The organism is Catenulispora pinistramenti (assembly GCF_018274385.1).
Classification (GTDB): Bacteria; Actinomycetota; Actinomycetes; order Streptomycetales; family Catenulisporaceae; genus Catenulispora; species Catenulispora pinistramenti.
The window spans coordinates 20874-38171 of sequence record NZ_JAAFYZ010000089.1; the positions used below are offsets into that span (position 1 = coordinate 20874).

Below are 17298 nucleotides of genomic sequence, written 5' to 3' on the forward strand. Positions count from 1 at the left end.
CCAAGCAGCCCAGACCACTGGCCAAGCAGCCCAGGCCGCCGCTCATAGCGCGAACCAGCCCTCTACCATCAGAACCCTGCCGCCGATCATCCTGATGACCCGAGGAGCCGAGGAGCCCGCATGCCGGAGACCGCCGAACCGTTCCTGGACCGTCTTGTCGAAGTCCTCCAAGCCGATCCGCGAGTGCTGGCCGCGTGGCTGATGGGCAGTCATTCCCGCGGGACCGCCGACCGGTACAGCGACGTCGATGTCTGGCTCGTCGTCGAGCCCGAGGCCAGGGCCGAGTTCATCGCCGACTGGCCGAAGCTCTCCGACCGGGTGGCGCCTTCGGTGCTCAGGCAGCAGGTCTTCGGCAGCACGTTCCTGCACATCACGGCCGACTGGCAGCGCTGGGACGTCTCCATCGGCGTCCCCGACGACGTCGCGAACCGCACCCGCAGTACCCTGCGACCGCTGTTCGACCGTGCCGGGCTCGGTGCGCGGCTGCTGCCGCCGGGCGCGCCGCTGGCTCCGGATCCGGTGAAGATCAGTTCCCTGACGACCGAGTTCCTGCGGGTCATGGGGTTGCTGCCGGTGGTGCTCGGGCGGCGGGAGCACGTGGTCGGGGTGTCCGGGGCCGGGCTGCTGCGCGGGCTGGTCGTGCAGCTGTTCCTGGAGGACGTGGCGGTCGAGGACCGGGGCGGGGCGTTGCATCTCAACACTTTGCTTCCGCCGGAGCGGCTGCGGCAGCTGACCGACCTGCCCGGAGTCGAGGCGAGGCACGACAGTGTGCTCGAAGCGCACCTGGCGTGCGCCCGGGTCTTCCTGCCGGTCGCGCGTCAGCTCGCCCAGGCCTCCGGCGCGCAGTGGCCGACCGAGCTGGAAGCGGCCCTGGACCGTCGCCTGCGGACCGAACTAGGTGTGAACCTGAACCAGTAGCCGAACTCGCTTGGGCGCCGTCCGACGCCCAAGCGAGCGGATCCGCTACGCGTTCTTCCCGTTCGCGTTGAACCCGAGGACGGCCTGTCCGGCGCTGTAGAACACCTTGCCGCCGCCGCCGATCAGCGTCGACACGTTCTGCCCGGCCAGCAGCGAGTTGCTGTAGGTCCAGTTGCACTTGCCGGTCTTGGCGTCCACCGCGTACAGCGCCTTGTTCAGGTCGGTGACGTAGACCTGCCCGTCGCCGGTGGCGTAGGCGCCGCTGATGGAGAACTGGCCCGAGTTCGGGAGCGAGGACTGCCAGAGCACCTTGCCGTTGCTGGCGTCCACCGCGGCCAGGTAGCCGTCGGCGGTGATGTAGACCCGGCCGCTGCCGTCGGTGAACGGGATGTTGATCAGCGCGGGGTCGGTCGGGTCGCCGATGATGGTCTGCCACTTGGTCTTGCCGGTGGCCGGGTCCAGCGCCATGAGCTGCTGGGCGCCGGTGAACAGGGACTGGCCGTCGTCGGCGAAGAAGTCCTCGCCGGCCCCGCCCATCGTCGCCAGGTGGATGGAGACCTGCCAGACCTTGGTGCCGGTGGCCACGTCCAGGCCGGTGACGGTGGAGTCGGTGTCGGAGGCGGACGCCTCGTGGCCGGTGAAGATGTACTTCCCGCTCTTGGGCACGTGGACGCAGCCCAGGTCCGCGTTGAGCTGCTTCCAGACCAGCTTGTGCGTGGTCTTGCTGACCGCGAACAGGGCGTCGCCCTGGACGTTGACGTTGGCTGTGAAGATGATCAGGTCGCCGATCACGCCGGCCGCGCCCTGCAGCTCGTAGGAGCTGTCGAACGGGACGAGGTTCCACAGGACCTTGCCGGAGTTGACGTCGATCGCGAAGCAGTTGTCGTGGCCGGTGCCGTCGTCCCCGGTGGTGTACACCGTGGTGCCGTTGGGGTCCATGCAGGCCAGGTCGCTGATCGTGCCGCCGCCGCAGGCGATGTCCGGCCACTTGGTCTTGAGCGAGGTGTCCAGGCCGTGGGTGTTGTTCGTGCCGACCAGTATGAGCGTGTTCTGGCTCAGCGCGCTGTTGTAGATCGGGTCGCTGGTGGTCGCGTTGTACGCGGCGGTCGCCTGGGGCGCCCCGCCGAGGGAGTTCGACGCCGCGGTGTTCGGGTCGTTGATCGGCGCGCTGTTGCTCGGGCCGGTGACGCCGCCGGAGGCCTGGCTGCTGGGGCCGCCGGTGGCGGTGTCGGCCCCCGGGCTGCTCGGCCCCGGGCCGCCGCTGGACCCGTTGGCCTGCGGCGGGTTCTTCTTGCTGGAACCGCCGGACAGGGCTATCGCCGTTCCGCCGCCGCCGAGTACCACCACACCGCCGCCGATGATGCCGAACAGCGCGCGGCGGCTCATCTTGCCGCCGCTGTTGGGGTTGCCGTTGTGGCCGTTGTAAACACCCTGCGGGCCGGTGCCCGGGCCGGGGCCGTAGGGGCCGACGCCGACCATGCCGCTCTGTGCGGTCTGGGCGTAGGCCGGGGCGTACGTGCCTTGCGGGGGAGTGCCGGGGCCCTGGTAGCCCTGCGCCCCGTACGGCGGGGTCGGCCCCTGCGGGCCCATGTGTCCGGTCGGGCCGGCGTTGACGCCCATGTGCGTCATCACGCTGCTGGCCTGCACGATCGCGTCGGTGTAGGTCGGCGGCAGCCAGCCGCCGGTGGTCGGCGCCGGGGCGTTGGCGTCCAGGTATTCCAGGATCTGCTGGGTGGTGGGCCGGCGGGCCGGCTCCTTGTGCAGACAGGCGGCGATCATGTCGCGCAGCGAGTCCGGCACCCCGGTGATGTCCGGCTCCTGGCTCACCACCCGGTACAGCAGCGCCGGGGTCGGGCCGTCGCCGAACGGGCTGCGCGCGGTCGCGGCGTAGACCAGGGTGGCGCCCAGGGAGAACATGTCGGTCTCCGGGCCCACGCGCACGCCGGAGGCCTGCTCCGGGGACATGAAGCCGGGGGAGCCCATCACGGTCCCGGCGGTGGTCAGCGCGGTGCCCTCGGTCGCCCGGGTGATACCGAAGTCGATGACGTACGGACCGTCCAGCGCCAGCAGCACGTTCGCCGGCTTCAGGTCGCGGTGGATGATCCCGGTGCGGTGGATCGCCGTGATGGCCTCGGCCAGACCGGCGGTCAGGGTACGCAGCGCGGGCTCGGGCAAAGCCCCGAAACGGGCGACGGCGTCGCCCAAGGAGATACCGGCGATGAACGCCGTGGCGAACCAGGGCACTTTCGCTTCGGTGTCGGAGTCCACGACGGCTGCCGTGAACGCCCCCGAGACGGACTTGGCGGCCTCGATCTCATTCCGGAAGCGCTGCCGGAACTGCGCGTCGTCGGCCAGTTCGGGCCGCACCGCCTTGACCGCCACTGTGCGGCCGCCGGTGGAGCGGCCGAGGTAGACCTTTCCCATGCCGCCGCTGCCGAGCACGCCGAGAATGGCATATGGACCGATGCGTGTCGGATCCCCCGCGTCCAGCGGTTGCATTCGCTGACCCCCATCAAGTACTCGTTGTCGTTTGCCCGAACCGGGACAGCAGGATAGGGCGTCCGCCTGGAAGGATTCACCCCAACCCCCGTAACAAACGTAGCTCGTTTTCCTGTTTGGGCCTCAACGTATTGCAGAACTGCCCTTGACGGTGTGCGCCGGGTCCGCTCTCTACGAAGGGTTAGGGGCGGTTCGGCAAGGGTTTTCAAGTAAGGCGGGGCGTTTTGCGACCCGGATCCGGCGGCGGCGGGTTGTCAAGGGTCGGATTCCAGGTCCCGGGCGACCTGCGGATCGGCGGATAACGGTTTGGGATCGGTTCGGGGCAGGGTTGGCCACGAGGCCGCGATCCGCGGCCTTTCAATGGTTTTGCGCCATGGCCGACCGCCGCCGACCGCCGCCGAACGGTCGGGTCGATCGGGCCGAGCAGGTCGTAGATCGGACGTAGACGCCCGCTGTGGCAGGGTGGGGGCACCCCCGTCCCCACGGAAGGAACACAATGGCATTCCGGCGTCCCGCGGCCCTGCCGACGCTCGCCCTGGCCGCCGCTCTCGGTGCCACCGCACTGGCGACCACGGCCGCGGCCGAGCACACCGCGTCGCACTCCGCCGGCTCGCACAGCGCCAGCGGCTACCCGCACGCGTACGGCAACGTCAAGGACTGGAACAGCATGGTTCCCGAGGGTGGGCACCCGGCGGAGGCCGCGTCCTGACCTGCGCGCCCTGACCGGCCGCCGTCCCCCTCGGCCGGTCAGGCGCTGGACGCGGCCGCACCGCTGTCCGGCCAGACGTCGATCGGCTGCCCGGCCTCGGCCGTGCGGCGTCAGTCGGCCGCGCATCGCCGTCGACAGCGGCGATACGGCTGCCGGCGCGGCGGCGGTTTTGACGCGTCCCGAACCGCGTCAGCCCGGTGCCGCGCCGTCGACCGGCGTGGCCGCCAACTCGGCGAGCAGTGCCCGCACTGCTCGTTGATCGGCCGTGCGCCCCTCGGCCTCGAACTCGGCCAGGGCGGCGTGTGCGTGGTCGCGCGCCGACGCGTCGGCGCCGAGTGCGTGCAGCGCCTTCGCGAGCTGGAATCTGGCCCGTGCGGCGCGGTCCAGGGCCCCCAGGGTCATCCAGCCCTCGGCGGCTGTGCCGAACCGTTCGGCGGCCTCCGAGGGGCGCTCCAGGGCGGCCAGGGCCAGACCGCTGACATACTGGGTCTGCGCCGCCGCGGCCGCGTCGCCGCGGTCCCGTGCCGAGTCCAGCAGCGCGTCGCAGTCGGCGAGCACATCGGCGGCCCGGCCGGCGCGCAGCCGGGAGACCGCCATGTTCAGCAGCGAACTCGCCTCGCCGCTGCGGTGCCCCAGTTCCCGCGCCAGCGTCACGGCCTGCCCGAACAGGTCCGCGGCCTCGTCGTACGCGCCCCGGCCGTGGGCGACCACGCCCAGGTCGTTCAGCACCTGCCGGGCGATCACCGGATCCTCGGCCAGCGTGCACAGCTCCAGCGCCCACCGGCCGTGCTGCGAGGCCTCGTCCGGCCGTCCCGCCGCCAGCGCCGCGTTCCCGGCGAGGAACCAGGCCCGACCCTGGCCCCGCACGTCCCCGGCCCGCTCCGCGGCCCGCGCCAGCTCCTGCACCGCCGCCGCGGTCTTGCGTTCCCACGGTCCCGGCCCGAACGGGCTCATCGCTATCAGCAGATTGATGGACGCGGCGACCAGGTCCCGATACTGCGCGGCCTGCGGCCCGGTCCCCAGCGCCTCGGCCGCGATCCGGGCCGTCAGCTCCGCGGCGGTCGCCGCCTCGCCGCGGGCCCAGGCCCGGGCGGCGGCCGGGGAGTCGAACGCGAAGTCGCCGACCCCCGGCGGCGCCAGCGTCTCCCGGATCGGGTCGCCGGGCACCGCCGCCTCGAACGCCGCACAGGCCCCGGCCAGCAGGAACCCGGTCAGCCGGGAACGCGCGGCCAGTCCCTCGGCCGCGGCCCGCTCGGCGTTCCCGGCGGCTCCGTGCGCGAAGTCCCGCAGCAGGCCGTGGTGCCGATAGCGGTGCTCGGCTGGCGATTCCAGCATCGCCACGTCGACCAGCGACTCCAGCACCGCCTCGGTCTCGGCCACTGGCAGCGCGAGTACGGCGGCCGCGGCGGACAGCCCGATCTCCGCCGCCTCGACCACGCCGAGCAGCCGGAACGCCGTCGCCTGGGCCGCGGTCAGCTGCTGGTAGCCGACCTCGAAGGCCGGTGCCACGGCCAGCTCGCCGATCCGCAGCTCCCGCAGCCGCGAGCGCTCGTCGGCCAGCCGCCGGGCCAGCGAGGCCACCGTCCACGCCGGCCGCGCCGCCAGCCGCGCGGCCACGATCCGCACCGCCAGCGGCAGCCGTCCGCAGGCCTGGACCAGGGCCCGGGCCGCCTCCGGCTCGGCCTGCGGCCGCTCCGGGCCGGCGACCCGGCCGAGCAGTCCGAGCGCTTCGTCGTCGTCGAACACGTCCAGCCACACCTGCGCCGACTTCGGCAGCGCCACCAGCCGGGCCCGGCTGGTCACCAGCACCGCGCAGCCGGTGCTGCCCGGGAGCAGCGGCCGGACCTGCGCGGCGTTGGCCGCGTCGTCGAGCACGATCAGCAGCCGGCGGCCGTCCAACACGGTGCGGAACAGCGAGGCGCGCGCGGCCGTGCCCTCCGGGATCTGCTCGGTCGGCACCCCCAACGCCTGGAGGAAGTCCTCCAACACGGCCTGCGGCGGCACCGGTGAGCCGCCGGTCCCGCGCAGGTCGGCGTAGAGCTGGCCGTCGGGGAAGCCGGGGCGGGCCCGGTGCGCGACGTGCAGCGCGAGCGTGCTCTTGCCGACGCCGCCCATCCCGGCCACGGCCAGGACCGTCGGCGTGGTGCGCGGCTCGGCGGCCGGCTCGATGCCCAGCTCGGCGCCGAGCCGGTCGGCCAGCGCGGTGCGGCCGACGAAGTCCGGTTCGGCCGGCGGGAGCTGCGCCGGGCGCGCGAAGGCGTCCTTCTCGGGCCGCCCGGCGGCGGCGTGCCGGGCCGACGGGCCCGACGCGGACGCCGGCGCCGGGTTCGGCGGTCCGCCGGCCAGCACCTCGGCGTGTACGGCCCGCAGCTCCGCCCCGGGCTCGACCCCGAGTTCGCCGATCAGCAGCCGGCGCGCCGAGGTGAACGCGGCCAGCGCGTCGGCCTGCCGTCCGGACTGCGACAACGAGCGCATCAGCAGCGCGTACAGCCGCTCCCGCAGCGGGTGCTCGTCGCTGAGCGCCCGCAGTTCCGGCACGCACGAGGCCCCGCGTCCCAGCTCCACGTCCAGCGCGATCCGCCGCTCCAGCAGGCTCAGCCGCAGCTCGGCGAAGCGCCGCCGCTGCCGCTCGGCGAACGGCCCCGGGACCCCGGCCAACGGCACCCCGGTCCACAGGTCGACGGCCTGCCGGAGCAGCTCCCGAGCCTGCTCCGGCCGGCCCTCGGCGCTGGCCCGGTCGGCCTGGGCGGCCCAGTGCTCGGCCAGTTCGGCGTCCACCGCGGCGCCGTCGGCGCCACCGGTGCTGTCCGCGGCCCCGGTGCCGGCCGGCCCGAAACCGTTCAGCGCGGCGGGGGAGGGACCTTCGCCGTCGGCGAGCCCGGCCAGCGCGCCCCGTGAGCTGCCGGCGCTGCCGCCCCCGAGCGGCGGCAGCGCCAGCCGATAACCGCCGGCCAGTGAGACCAGCACCTCGGACGCGGCGCCGTCGGCGGCGTCCGGGTCCAGCACCCGGCGCCAGCGCCACGCGTAAGTCCGCAGGATCGAGCGCGCCCGGCTCGGCGGATCCTCACCCCACAGGGCGTCGATCAGCTCGGCCGAACTCGCCGTCCGGCCGGGCAGCAGCAACAGCGCGGCCAGCATGGCCTGCTGCTGGGGGCTGCCCGTGGCCAGTTCCGCCGCGCCGCGCCGGCCCCGCAGCGGACCGAGGACCTGAAACCGGATCGCGTTCACGTTCTGACCAGATCCCTGTGCTTCTCTCGTTATTCGCCGGGGGCGCTTTCGCTCTGTGGATGCCGCTTTTGATCAGTCAATACAGAGCAGGCTAAGAGGGGCGGCCCGGCGCGGGCAAGAGAGGATGATCATCAAGGGTGGTCAGGTGCGGCTTAGATATCAACTGATTGTCAGTCCGGTGAGCGCGGCGGGCCTGGCGGGCCCGGTGGCCGATGGGGGTCCGGCGCCGCCGGAGGGCCCGAGGGCCCAGGCGGCACCATCGCCGCCGCCGACGTCGGTGCCGGCGCTGGTGCGGGCACAGGCGTGGGGGCCGGTGCGGCGGCCGGTGCGGTCGGGCCGGTCCGGCCCGGCGGTACCGGCTCGGCGGGCGGGCCGGGCTCGTCGTCCAAGGCCGGGCGCAGCAGTTCGGTGTACCGGTCCAGGGCGGCGAACAGCACCCGGAGCGGTACGTCCGGGCGCACCGCGCGGTCGATGAGCTCCTCGACCGCGGCCCGGCCCATGGCGGCGATGTCCGCTTCCCTGATCTCCACGCTTGGCAAACGCCGGGTGCCCGCCCGCGTTACGCGCGCTTGCGTGGTTTGTTCGGCGCGACAAATCCGGCCCGCCCCGAGTTGTGGCGGACACCAGTTGTCGCGCCGAAAGCGGGGTGTGGCCGCCGGGGGTGCGGGGGCTTTTGTTCTCGGTCACGGATGGTGCGATAGTCACGCTCGGTCCGCGTGCGGTTTCGGGGCGGAGTCGGTGGATTGCCTTTTTGTGCCTGTGAGGATGCCGGAATGGTGTCTATGCGCGGTATGGCCGGGAATGACAATGTGCAGATCGCAAAGTCGGCGCGAAATGTCCGCCCGGCCCGGGTCCGGCGCGCTCGTGCGGCCATTGAATCAGGGTTCTGGGTTATTGTGCGGAGCCGATTCCGCGGTCATCGCAGAACCCTCACACCCACCCGTTCGGGTAGGTGATCACCGGCACCCGCCCGGGGCGGTGCCTACCCCAACGGGCAGCTTCCGCCCCGGCCCGGGCGCGGCGAAGCTGAAGCCCATGAGTCCACTCATCATCGGCGGCCACCTGGTCCTGCCGACGCATCGCGGCGTGGGGTTTCCGGCCTACGTCCGGCGGGAGAACGGATCCGCGGAGGGCGAGCCGCAGGTCCACGTCCCGCTGCCGGGGCGCCAAGGTGCGGCAGTGGCTCTGTGACGACCGGCTCGTCGCCCCGGAGTTCGTGGCGGGTCTCCGGACATACCGTTCAGCGCAGGTGGCGTTCTTCGCTGAGCGTGGCGGCGAGCTGGTCAACAACATAGCTGGCCGACGAGGCGACTGCCGTGTGGGGCGGCGAGTTGCTTGCGAGCGGCCGAACCTGGGCGCCGGCCGTACGGGCCGGCGCCCAGGCATACCTGCCGGGGCCGAGCGCCCGCGGGCGCCCGCGGGCGCCCGCGCCCCCCCACGAAACGAGGTCTAGACGATGTGTGATCGGACCAGGTTCGCCGAAGCGGTGCGCACGGTCCGGACGGTCCCGACGGTGCGGATCACCGAGCCGATCGGCTACAGCCCGCCGATGGCCGCCGGAGCCGCCCTGACCGACCGGCACGGCGCCGTCGAGGGCCGGCCGGAGCAGTTCGACCTGCTGGGCCGCACCTGGACCCTGCTGCCCGGGGTGTTCGCCCCCATCCACACCACCACGACGGAGCTGTTCTCCACCTGGCTGCCGTTCCCGGTCGGCGGCTCGTTCCTGGAGATCGGCTCCGGCGCCGGGGTCACGGCCGTGACGGCCGCCCTCACCGGCTGCGCGCGGGTCACCGCCCTGGACATCTCCTCGGCGGCGGTGCGGAACACGGCGGCGAACGCCGAGCGGCACGGCGTGGCCGACCGGGTCCGGGTGCTGCGCAGCGACCTCTTCGACGCCCTGGACACCGACGAGCAGTACGACGTCATCTACTGGAACTCCAACGTCATCGACGCACCGCCGGAGTTCGAGTACCTGGACGAACTCCAGTGGGCCTTCTTCGACCGCGACTACGCCATCCACAGCAGGTTCCTGAGTCAGGGCCCGAAGTTGCTCACCCCGCACGGCCGGATGTTCCTGGGCTTCAACACGCTGGGCAACAAGGAACGGTTGCGCGTCATGGCCGACGGGCTCGGCCTGGAGCTGACCACGTTCCGGCGGCAGGCCGGCGAGGTCGGCGGGATCGGGGTCGAGTTGTGCCTGCTGGAGGTGCTCGTCAGCTGACGGCGGCGAAAACCGCCGGGCGTCGGCGGCGGGCGCGCCGGTACGGTCTGCGATGTGGACGAACTCATCCCCGACACGGTGCTCGCGCACGTTGTCGGTCGGCCGGGCGCCCGGCTCGTCAGCTGCCACAGTGCGCCGATCACCGGCAGCAGCGGGGCGGCGACGGGCGACGTCAGCCGGTTGGCCGGGATCGCGGCCCGGCGGCTGGGCGAATGGCAGGCCGCTGCCGTGGCGCCGAAGCTTGGTTGGCTGGTCGTGGATCAGCTCGGTCAGCGGATCGCCGCCGGCAGCCTTGATTGGCGGCGGGTCGAGGCCGACTCCCGCATGGAGGCCCGGTGGAACCGTCGCGGTGAGCTCTTGGCGGAGTTGGAGCGTGTCCCGCGCGTCCTGGTCCACGGCGACTTCTCCGCGGGCAACCTGATCGCCCTGGACGATCGGACCACCGTGGTGCTGGACCGGGCCACGATCGGGACCGGCCCGGTCGGCGCCGATCTGGCCGCGCTCGCCCTCAGTACCGGCCGTTGGATGCTTTCGCAGGGCGTCCAGCCGGGCGAGGAGTTCGTGGATTTCGTCGCATCGCAGGGGCCCATAAGGGTTCTGGCTCTTGTCTCGACCTCTTACCTGGGCCAGCTGGACACGAGTACGAACCGGGCGATCTCCACGCGCGACCCGATGCCCAGCTTGCGGAAGATGTTCCGCAGGTGGAACTTCACCGTCTCCGGTGAGCACCGGATCCGCTTGGCGATCTGCTGGTTGGTCAGGCCCTGCACCACGAGCCGGGCCACGGTCTGCTCGCGGCGGCTGAGGGCCGACCACTTCTTGGCCGTCGGGGAGTCGCCGGCCGGTGTGCCGTCGGTTGTCGGCCCGCCGGGTTCCGGCTCCGCCGTGGGTGTGGCGGGTGCGCCGGGTGGCGCCTCGTTCGGTGACTGGTCGCCGGCCGGGAGCATGGCGGCGGCGTCCAGGCGTTGTTCCAGCGTCTCGTTCAGATCAGCCCACAGCGACAGGTACTTCTCCGACGTCGCGGTGTCGCCGAGGGCCAGCGCGATCCCGGCCAGGCAGCGATAGGCCGCGGCCTCTATCTCCTGCCAGCCCGAGCTCAGGCCGAGCGCGACAGTGCGCTGATAGTGGTCCTCGGCTTCGGCGAGCCGGTCGGCGGCGAAGGCGGCCATGCCCAGGCTCAGGTGCATCGCGGCCTGGGCCCGCAGGTTCCGGGCGCCCTGGGCGGCGGCCAGCCCGATCCCGGCCATCCGGATCCAGTCGCGCAGGCGGCGGCGTTGCTGGTAGTACCCGCGCAGGGCGTCCGGGACGGTCCAGCACACGGCCGGGTCGCCGAAGCGGCGGTGGTGCCGGACCAGGGCGAGCAGGTTGTGGCGCTCGGTGTCCAGCCAGGCCAGGGCGGCTTCGCGGTGGGCCGGGGCCGGGGTCGGGGCCGGTGTGATGTCGCGGGGGCCGGTGGCTGTCGTCCGGTGGTGGTCGGCGATCGACGGTGTGGTGCCGGGCCCGGTCGCTGTCACCGTCGAAAGCGCGACCTCGCCGGTCCTGTCGGTCCTGTCGGTCCTGTCGGTCCTGTCGGTCCGGTCGGTCCGGTCGGTCTCGGCGGTCCCGCCGGTCTCGCTGGATCCAGCGCCTTCGCCAGAGGCCGCGAACGCGCCGTCGGCAGCGGCTTCGGTGGCCGGCAGCCGGACCATGGCCGGATCCACCAGATCCGCGGCGGCCCGCACCCGGTCCAGCAGCCAGCGCAGATGCCCGGCCTCGGCGGCGCGGACCGTATCAGCGTCCTCATCCGCGGCCAGCCGGTCGGCCGCGAACAGCCGGGCCAGCGAGTGCAGGCTGTAGCGGCCGGGCTCGGATTCGGCGCGGACCACGCTGCGGTCGGCCATCCGGTCCAGCGCCTCCTGCGCCTCCTCCCGGGTGATCCCGGCGACCCGCGCCGCGGCCTCCGGGCAGAAGTCGTAGCCGCGCAGCAGCGCCAGGCGCCGGAACACCTCCCGGTCGGCGCCGTCGAGGGCTTCGTAGGAGGAGGTCAGGACGCCCTGCACGGTGATGTCGCCGGCGGTGAGGCGCTTGAGCCGGCGGCGCTCGTCACGGAGTTGGTCGCAGAGGTCGTCGACGCTCATCTGCGGCCGGGACAACAGGCGCGCGGCCGCGATGCGGATGGCCAGCGGCAGGTATCCGCACAGCGCCAGCAGGCCGTCCACGTCCTCCTTGCCGGTCCAGCGCGGGCCGAGCGCCCGGGCCAGCATGGCCGCCGCCTCGGCGTCCGGCATCGGCCCGAGCCGCAGCGGCAGCGCCCCGGCCAGGCCGCCGAGCCAGTTGCGGCTGGTGACGATGGCCAGCGCGTCCGGGCCGGCCGGCAGCAGCGGTCGGACCTGGGCCTCGTCGGCGGCGTCGTCCAGGACCACCAGGCAGCGTTGCCCGGCCAGCACGGTGCGGAACATCCCGACCAGCTCGTCCTGGTCCTCCGGCAGCGGGCCGGTGGCGCCCAGGGCGCGCAGGAAGCGGCGCAGCACGTCCGGGACCGGGGTCGGCACGCCGGTGTAGCCGCCGAGGTCGGCGTACAGATGCGCGTCCGGGAAGGAGTCGCCGGCCAGCCGGGCGGCGCGCACCGCCAGCGCGGTCTTGCCGGTGCCGCCCGCGCCGGTCAGCACGAACAGCGCGGCGGCGTGGGAGGCGCCTTTTCTGGAGCACAGCATCGCGGGGTTGGTGAGCGCGGCCAGCTCGCTGAGCCGCCCGGTGAAGTCGGTGGTGTCCGGCGGCAACAACCGGGCGCGCGTCGGCGCCCAGTCGAGAGCTCGCATGCTCCCCCCTGGCAAGAGGTCTGATTTCACCTCGTTTTGCCGAGGCGGTGCTTTGGGAACCAATGTTCAGTTCTTGTGAAGAGTATCGCACAGGGGGTTATCGGTGGCTACTGAGAATGATCTGAGAATCGCTCACGGTTGCCGAATCGGCCGCCGGCTGGCGGGTTTGTCGCAATCGTCCGGGGAAAGGCTCTGATCAGGCCAAGATCAGGGAACTGTCATGCTCAGCCGATGGCGATTGTGGCGGGGATCACCTTCCGCGCGCTCTCGTGCGGCCCGACGGTGCGGTTGCCCGCCCCGCCGGGCACCGCGGGCGGGGAGAAGGTGGCGCCGAGGGTGGCCAGGAACTTGCGGCCCGGGACCCAGCCCTCGACGACGTGCGTGCTGATCTGCACGATGTCCTGCTCGACCGCCGCCGCCGACAGTGCCGCGGCCACCGCCCGCCCGATCCCGAGCCGCCGGTACTCCGGGCGGATCAGGAACGTGCCGATGCCGACCGAGGCGATGTGCGGGTACTGACGCAGGGCGTCGACGAACCCGACCACCTCCCGGGCCGCCTCGATGACCAGCAGCACCTTGTCTTCGAAGTCGTACCCCTCCGGCAGCGAGTAGTAGGCGCTCTGCACGTCGCCGGGCGCGGACGGCTGGCCGGTCGCGGCCAGGAACCAGTCGTCGGAGGCGGCGAGGACGGCCAGCACCGCCGGCTCGTCGGCGGGCTCCAGGTCGCGGATGACGACCGGGTGGCCGTCCACGAAGAGATCGATGCGCATGAAACCAGTTTCCCCCGTCCGGGGGATCAGCTAGCCTCGCGGCAACACGTTCGCACGTTCCGATGATGGGGAGGGATCATGACCCGCGGCACTTCCGCCATCCCCGCCTCCCGGCACCCCTTCGACGTGATCCTGGTGTCTTCGCCGGCTCGGCGCCGGCTGCGCGGCCTGCGCTGAGACATCTCCCGGGCTTTATCCGGACCCTGAGACGGCTGACCAGCTGACATCCCGGGTCTGATTCGGCTGCTTCCCTTGCCTTTCCCGCCTTGCTTGCCTCGCCCGGGCCGGTGCGGCGGCTGAGCCCGGGCATCGCGCTGTCCTGATCCACCGCGACCGCCGTCTGACCGTCTTCTGACTGTCGTCCGACCGGCGTCCGACCGGCGGCGCGGATCGCACAGCGAAATCCGAAGGATTGATCCATCATGCGGGCAAACCTGACCCGACGTTCCCTGTCCCTGGTCCGCAACCTGGGCATCCTGGCGCACGTGGACGCCGGGAAGACCACCGTCACCGAACGCGTGCTGTTCCTGACCGGCGCCGTGCACAAGCGCGGCGAGGTGCACGAGGGCACCACCGTCACCGACTTCGACCCGCAGGAGCGCAAGCGCGGCATCACGATCTTCGCCGCGGCCGTCAGCTGCGACTGGGCCGGGCACCGGCTGAACCTCATCGACACCCCCGGGCACGTCGACTTCTCCGCCGAGGTCGAGCGGGCGCTGCGGGTGCTGGACGGCGCCGTCGCGGTGTTCGACGCGGTGGCCGGGGTCGAGCCGCAGAGCGAGGCGGTGTGGCGGCTGGCCGACCGGTACGGCGTGCCGCGTATCGCCTTCGTGAACAAGATGGACCGGACCGGCGCCGACCTCGACGCGGCGGTGGAGTCCATTCGCGAGCGGCTGCACGCGGTGCCGCTGGCGGTGCAGTTGCCGATCGGGAGCGAGGGGGAGTTCGAGGGCGTCGTCGACTTGGTCCGGATGCGGGCTCTGACATGGGCCGACGGCACCATGGCCGAAGGCGTGGTCCCCGAGGCGCTGGCGGACGAGGCCGGCCGGCGTCGGCGGAAGCTGGAGGAGACGGTCGCCGAGCGGCATGCTGCGGCGCTGGAGGAGTTCGTCGAGCGGTCGCAGCTTTCCGCGGAGACGCTGGGGGCGGCGCTGCGTGAGCTGACTGCTTCCGGCGAGGTCGTCGTGGTGCTGTGCGGTGCGGCGTACAAGGACCGGGGGATCGAGCCGCTGCTGGATGCGGTGGTCGCCTACCTGCCTTCGCCTTTGGACCGGTCGGATGCCGATCCGGAGCAGCCTTTGGCGGCGCTGGTGTTCAAGGTGCAGGCGACCGGTACGGGACGGCTGACGTTCGTGCGGCTGTACTCCGGGACGCTGCGTAAGGGCGATTCGGTGCTGGACGTCGGCGCCGGGCGGACCGAGCGGGTCGGGCGGATCCTGCGGGTGCAGGCCGACCGGCACACCGAGGTCGAACAGGCGGTGGCCGGCGACATCGTCGCGCTGGTCGGCCCCAAGCACGCGGTGACGGGTGCGACGCTGGCCGCGCCCGAAGCACCGGTCCTGCTGGAGGCGGCGGGCTCGGCGCCGGGCGAGCCGGTGGTGTCGGTCGCGGTCGAGGCGGACCGCAACGCCGACACCGGCCGGCTGGCGGCGGCGCTGGCGCGCGCGGTCGAGGAGGATCCGTCCCTGTCGGTCCGCACCGACCCCGAGACCGGCCAGACGCTGCTGTCGGGGCTGGGCGAGCTGCACCTGGAGGTGGCGGTGGAGAAGATCCGGCAGGAGAAGGAGATCGCCGTGACCGTCGGGCGGCCGCAGGTGGCGCTGCGCGAAGCGGTGGTGTCGGGCGTGACCGGCTTCGTCTACCGGCACGTCAAGCAGGACGGCGGCTCCGGCCAGTGGGCCCACGTGGTCCTGGAAGTCAGCCCCCTGACCGACACCCTCGGCGACACGGGCTTCACCTTCGAATCCCGCGTCACCGGCGGCCGCGTCCCCCGCGAGTACATCCGCGCGGTCGAAGCCGGCTGCCGCGACGCCCTGACCACCGGCCCCCTGGCCGGTCACCCGGTGACGGGCCTGCGCGTGGTGCTCCTGGACGGAGCCACCCACGTGAAGGACTCCTCGGAGATGGCCTTCCGCACAGCAGGGCTGATGGGCCTGCGCGCAGCACTGCGCGCCAGCACCCTGGCCATACTGGAACCGGTGGCGGAGCTGACGGTCACCACCCCGGACGACACCGTCGGCACGGTCCTCGGCGACCTGGCCGCCCGCCGCGGCCGCGTCACGGACTCGACGAGCCGGGGCACCACGGCCGTGGTCACCGCGACCATCCCGCTCGCGGAGGTCTTCGGCTACGCCACGCGCCTGCGCAGCCGCACGCAAGGCCGCGGGGCCTTCACGATGCGGTCGGCGGGGTACGCGCCGGTGGTCGGTGGGTGAGGCCGGGAGCCTGGGTCCGGCCGGCCTGTCCTTCGGGACGGGTCGGCCGGGCCCGGCCCGCGCGCTCGGCCGATCAGCGCTTTCGCGCCGCCTTGCGCTGCGCTTTGTCCTGCGCTTTGAGGTCGCGCACCACGACTTGCATGACCCTCGCCAACGCCCGCCTCGCTGCGTTGACTTCCTTGTCCACCTCACGCTGTTCGACCTGGCCCTGCACGGCTGCGATATGCGCTTCGAACGCGATGCTCGCGATCAGGAAGCGAAGACGTTGTATCTCGGCGTCGTCGCCCAGCTCGCAGCCGATCAGCGCGACCACACACAGAGCCTGCATGATCTCGTCGTAACGAACGTCCACATCGGTTCCGAGAGCCAGCGCCTCCACATCCGCATGCTCGGCGATGATCCGCAGCGCGGCGTCCAGGTCCGCCTCGCGTTCCGACGGCCCGCCCGCCAGCGCTCGCCTGAGCAGCGGCCCGGCGTCCCCGGCGCCGATCGCGCCGAGCAGCGCCAGCACCTCGGGCGCGTGCGGGCCGAGCAGCGCGTCGAGGCCTGCGGATGCCGTCGGGACTCCGTCGAGTGCTGATTCGAAGGTATACCAGGCCATGGACATGTGGCGGTCCTATCAGTCCCCGTTGAAGCCGGGCAAGCGGCGGTCGGCGTCAGGACTCGGCGGCCCGGACCTTCCGCAGCGCGCGCACCTGCGTCCGCGACGGTACTCGTCCTCGGCGACGGCCAAGCTGGTCGGCTTCATCGGGGTCCGGCTGGTGGTGGCGAGCGGTAGAAGGTCGGGCGCGTTTCACGGATCGTCGTACATGAGCGGCACAGTATCCGCTCACAGGTTCAGCTCCCGATCCCCTCCCACCCGCGCCGCACCGGGCCTTCGGCCAGCGCGTGCGGGTCGTGGCTCCAGCGGTCCCGGTAGAAGACGTCGCCCGCGCGGCCGCCCTGGTACCGGACGCTGTGCAGGTCGGTCGCGGTGGTGCCGCGGCGGAAGAACTTTCCGGCCTGGAGCAGGAGCGCGTCCGGCTCCTTCGATCCGTCGCGCGGCACCGGGCCTCCTTGGCAGTGAGTTGACATCTTCCGGGCTCTTCACCCTTGGTGGTGACCCGTCGGCGGCCCCCGAACCTGGCGCTCACCTGTCCGGCGCAACCTCGCGGCCCGGTTGATGTGCAACCTGCGGGTTGCGCGTTCGGGATCGATGTGCAACTCTGGGGTTGCACGTTAGAGCCGCTAGTGAGAACGAGGGAGTACGTCATGACCACTGACCTTCAGGACAGCATCGAGCGCGAGACCCTGATCGCCGCCTCCCAGGACCGGGTCTGGTCGCTGGTGACCGAACCCGGCTTCTGGGTCGCCCCGACCGGTGCCGAGGCCGTGACCGGGGAGACCACCGTCGCGCACAGCGACGAGTACGGCGACTACCCGGTGCGGGTGGAGAAGATCGACCCGAAGAGCTATGTGTCCTACCGTTGGGCCAGCGCCTACTCGGGCCAGGCGCTGCGCGAGGGGATCACGACCCTGATCGAGTTCACGCTCACGCCCGAGGGCGACGGCACCCGGCTGCGGGTGGTCGAGAGCGGGTTCACGGCGCTGGAGGGGGACGAGGAGCTGCGGCGCGGCGCGTTCAAGGACAACGACGGCGGGTGGCGCGAGGTGATGGACGCGTTCAAGAAGCGGGCCGAAGAGGCCGCGTGAGGCTGGAGGGGGTTTCGGTGGCGGGGGC

General features: G+C 72.5%; 12 protein-coding genes and 2 pseudogenes. 7 read left to right on the forward strand and 7 right to left on the reverse strand.

Going from position 1 to position 17298, the window contains the following annotated elements:
• The first annotated feature begins 120 nt into the window (after positions 1-120).
• Positions 121-918 (forward strand): nucleotidyltransferase domain-containing protein, encoded by a 798-nt coding sequence (locus KGQ19_RS24505; protein ID WP_212012061.1) that lies wholly within the window; start codon positions 121-123, stop codon positions 916-918.
• Between the two features lie 45 nt (positions 919-963).
• Here KGQ19_RS24505 and KGQ19_RS24510 read toward each other — a convergent pair whose 3' ends face one another.
• On the reverse strand, positions 964-3417 hold the full coding sequence (locus KGQ19_RS24510) for a serine/threonine-protein kinase (protein ID WP_212012062.1): 2454 nt from the start codon (positions 3415-3417) through the stop codon (positions 964-966).
• 496 nt (positions 3418-3913) lie between these two features.
• Between KGQ19_RS24510 and KGQ19_RS24515 the strand changes: the two genes are divergently transcribed.
• A complete protein-coding gene (locus KGQ19_RS24515) occupies positions 3914-4126 on the forward strand; it encodes a hypothetical protein (RefSeq protein WP_212012064.1) in 213 nt (70 codons plus the stop codon).
• 189 nt (positions 4127-4315) lie between these two features.
• Here KGQ19_RS24515 and KGQ19_RS52045 read toward each other — a convergent pair whose 3' ends face one another.
• Positions 4316-7264: an AfsR/SARP family transcriptional regulator gene (locus tag KGQ19_RS52045; protein ID WP_438801874.1), complete on the reverse strand. Its 2949-nt coding sequence runs from the start codon at positions 7262-7264 to the stop codon at positions 4316-4318.
• Between the two features lie 260 nt (positions 7265-7524).
• Complete coding sequence (locus KGQ19_RS24525; RefSeq protein WP_212012067.1) at positions 7525-7884, reverse strand: hypothetical protein; 360 nt, start codon at positions 7882-7884, stop codon at positions 7525-7527.
• 505 nt (positions 7885-8389) lie between these two features.
• Here KGQ19_RS24525 and KGQ19_RS24530 point away from each other — a divergent pair.
• The 3 genes and pseudogenes from KGQ19_RS24530 to KGQ19_RS52915 form a co-directional block, all read left to right on the forward strand.
• Complete coding sequence (locus KGQ19_RS24530; RefSeq protein WP_212012069.1) at positions 8390-8545, forward strand: hypothetical protein; 156 nt, start codon at positions 8390-8392, stop codon at positions 8543-8545.
• 265 nt (positions 8546-8810) lie between these two features.
• On the forward strand, positions 8811-9575 hold the full coding sequence (locus KGQ19_RS24535) for a methyltransferase (RefSeq protein WP_230419332.1): 765 nt from the start codon (positions 8811-8813) through the stop codon (positions 9573-9575).
• Between the two features lie 78 nt (positions 9576-9653).
• A pseudogene (locus KGQ19_RS52915) lies at positions 9654-10079 on the forward strand (phosphotransferase); the annotation flags it as partial.
• Positions 10080-10192: 113 nt separating this feature from the next.
• Here the strand turns inward: KGQ19_RS52915 and KGQ19_RS24540 are convergent.
• Together KGQ19_RS24540 and KGQ19_RS24545 are read right to left on the reverse strand one after the other, a co-directional pair.
• Positions 10193-12373, reverse strand: a complete 2181-nt coding sequence (locus KGQ19_RS24540) for a LuxR C-terminal-related transcriptional regulator (RefSeq protein WP_212012071.1) — start codon at positions 12371-12373, stop codon at positions 10193-10195.
• Positions 12374-12597: 224 nt separating this feature from the next.
• Entirely contained in the window at positions 12598-13143 is a 546-nt protein-coding gene (locus tag KGQ19_RS24545; protein WP_212012073.1) for a GNAT family N-acetyltransferase, read from the reverse strand.
• A gap of 422 nt (positions 13144-13565) precedes the next feature.
• Here KGQ19_RS24545 and fusA point away from each other — a divergent pair, with 422 nt between their 5' ends.
• Positions 13566-15578 (forward strand): elongation factor G, encoded by a 2013-nt coding sequence (gene fusA, locus KGQ19_RS24550; RefSeq protein ID WP_212012074.1) that lies wholly within the window; start codon positions 13566-13568, stop codon positions 15576-15578.
• 73 nt (positions 15579-15651) lie between these two features.
• On the opposite strand, the gene KGQ19_RS24555 is transcribed toward fusA, so the two are convergent.
• A complete protein-coding gene (locus KGQ19_RS24555; protein WP_212012077.1) occupies positions 15652-16185 on the reverse strand; it encodes a hypothetical protein in 534 nt (177 codons plus the stop codon).
• A gap of 287 nt (positions 16186-16472) precedes the next feature.
• Positions 16473-16652 (reverse strand): annotated as a pseudogene (locus KGQ19_RS24560) (hypothetical protein); the annotation flags it as partial.
• A gap of 177 nt (positions 16653-16829) precedes the next feature.
• Between KGQ19_RS24560 and KGQ19_RS24565 the strand changes: the two are divergent.
• The gene (locus KGQ19_RS24565) at positions 16830-17270 is read left to right on the forward strand and encodes an SRPBCC domain-containing protein (protein WP_212012089.1); all 441 of its coding nucleotides are present in this window, start codon (positions 16830-16832) and stop codon (positions 17268-17270) included.
• Positions 17271-17298 lie beyond the last annotated feature (28 nt).

Coding starts and splice junctions, on each gene's coding strand:
- KGQ19_RS24505 (WP_212012061.1), top strand. CDS start 121: ATGCCGGAGACCGCCGAACCGTTCCTGGACCGTCTTGTCGAAGTCCTC.
- KGQ19_RS24510 (WP_212012062.1), bottom strand. CDS start 3,417: ATGCAACCGCTGGACGCGGGGGATCCGACACGCATCGGTCCATATGCC.
- KGQ19_RS24515 (WP_212012064.1), top strand. CDS start 3,914: ATGGCATTCCGGCGTCCCGCGGCCCTGCCGACGCTCGCCCTGGCCGCC.
- KGQ19_RS52045 (WP_438801874.1), bottom strand. CDS start 7,264: ATGCTGGCCGCGCTGTTGCTGCTGCCCGGCCGGACGGCGAGTTCGGCC.
- KGQ19_RS24530 (WP_212012069.1), top strand. CDS start 8,390: ATGAGTCCACTCATCATCGGCGGCCACCTGGTCCTGCCGACGCATCGC.
- KGQ19_RS24535 (WP_230419332.1), top strand. CDS start 8,811: ATGTGTGATCGGACCAGGTTCGCCGAAGCGGTGCGCACGGTCCGGACG.
- KGQ19_RS24540 (WP_212012071.1), bottom strand. CDS start 12,373: ATGCGAGCTCTCGACTGGGCGCCGACGCGCGCCCGGTTGTTGCCGCCG.
- KGQ19_RS24545 (WP_212012073.1), bottom strand. CDS start 13,143: ATGCGCATCGATCTCTTCGTGGACGGCCACCCGGTCGTCATCCGCGAC.
- fusA (WP_212012074.1), top strand. CDS start 13,566: ATGCGGGCAAACCTGACCCGACGTTCCCTGTCCCTGGTCCGCAACCTG.
- KGQ19_RS24555 (WP_212012077.1), bottom strand. CDS start 16,185: ATGTCCATGGCCTGGTATACCTTCGAATCAGCACTCGACGGAGTCCCG.
- KGQ19_RS24565 (WP_212012089.1), top strand. CDS start 16,830: ATGACCACTGACCTTCAGGACAGCATCGAGCGCGAGACCCTGATCGCC.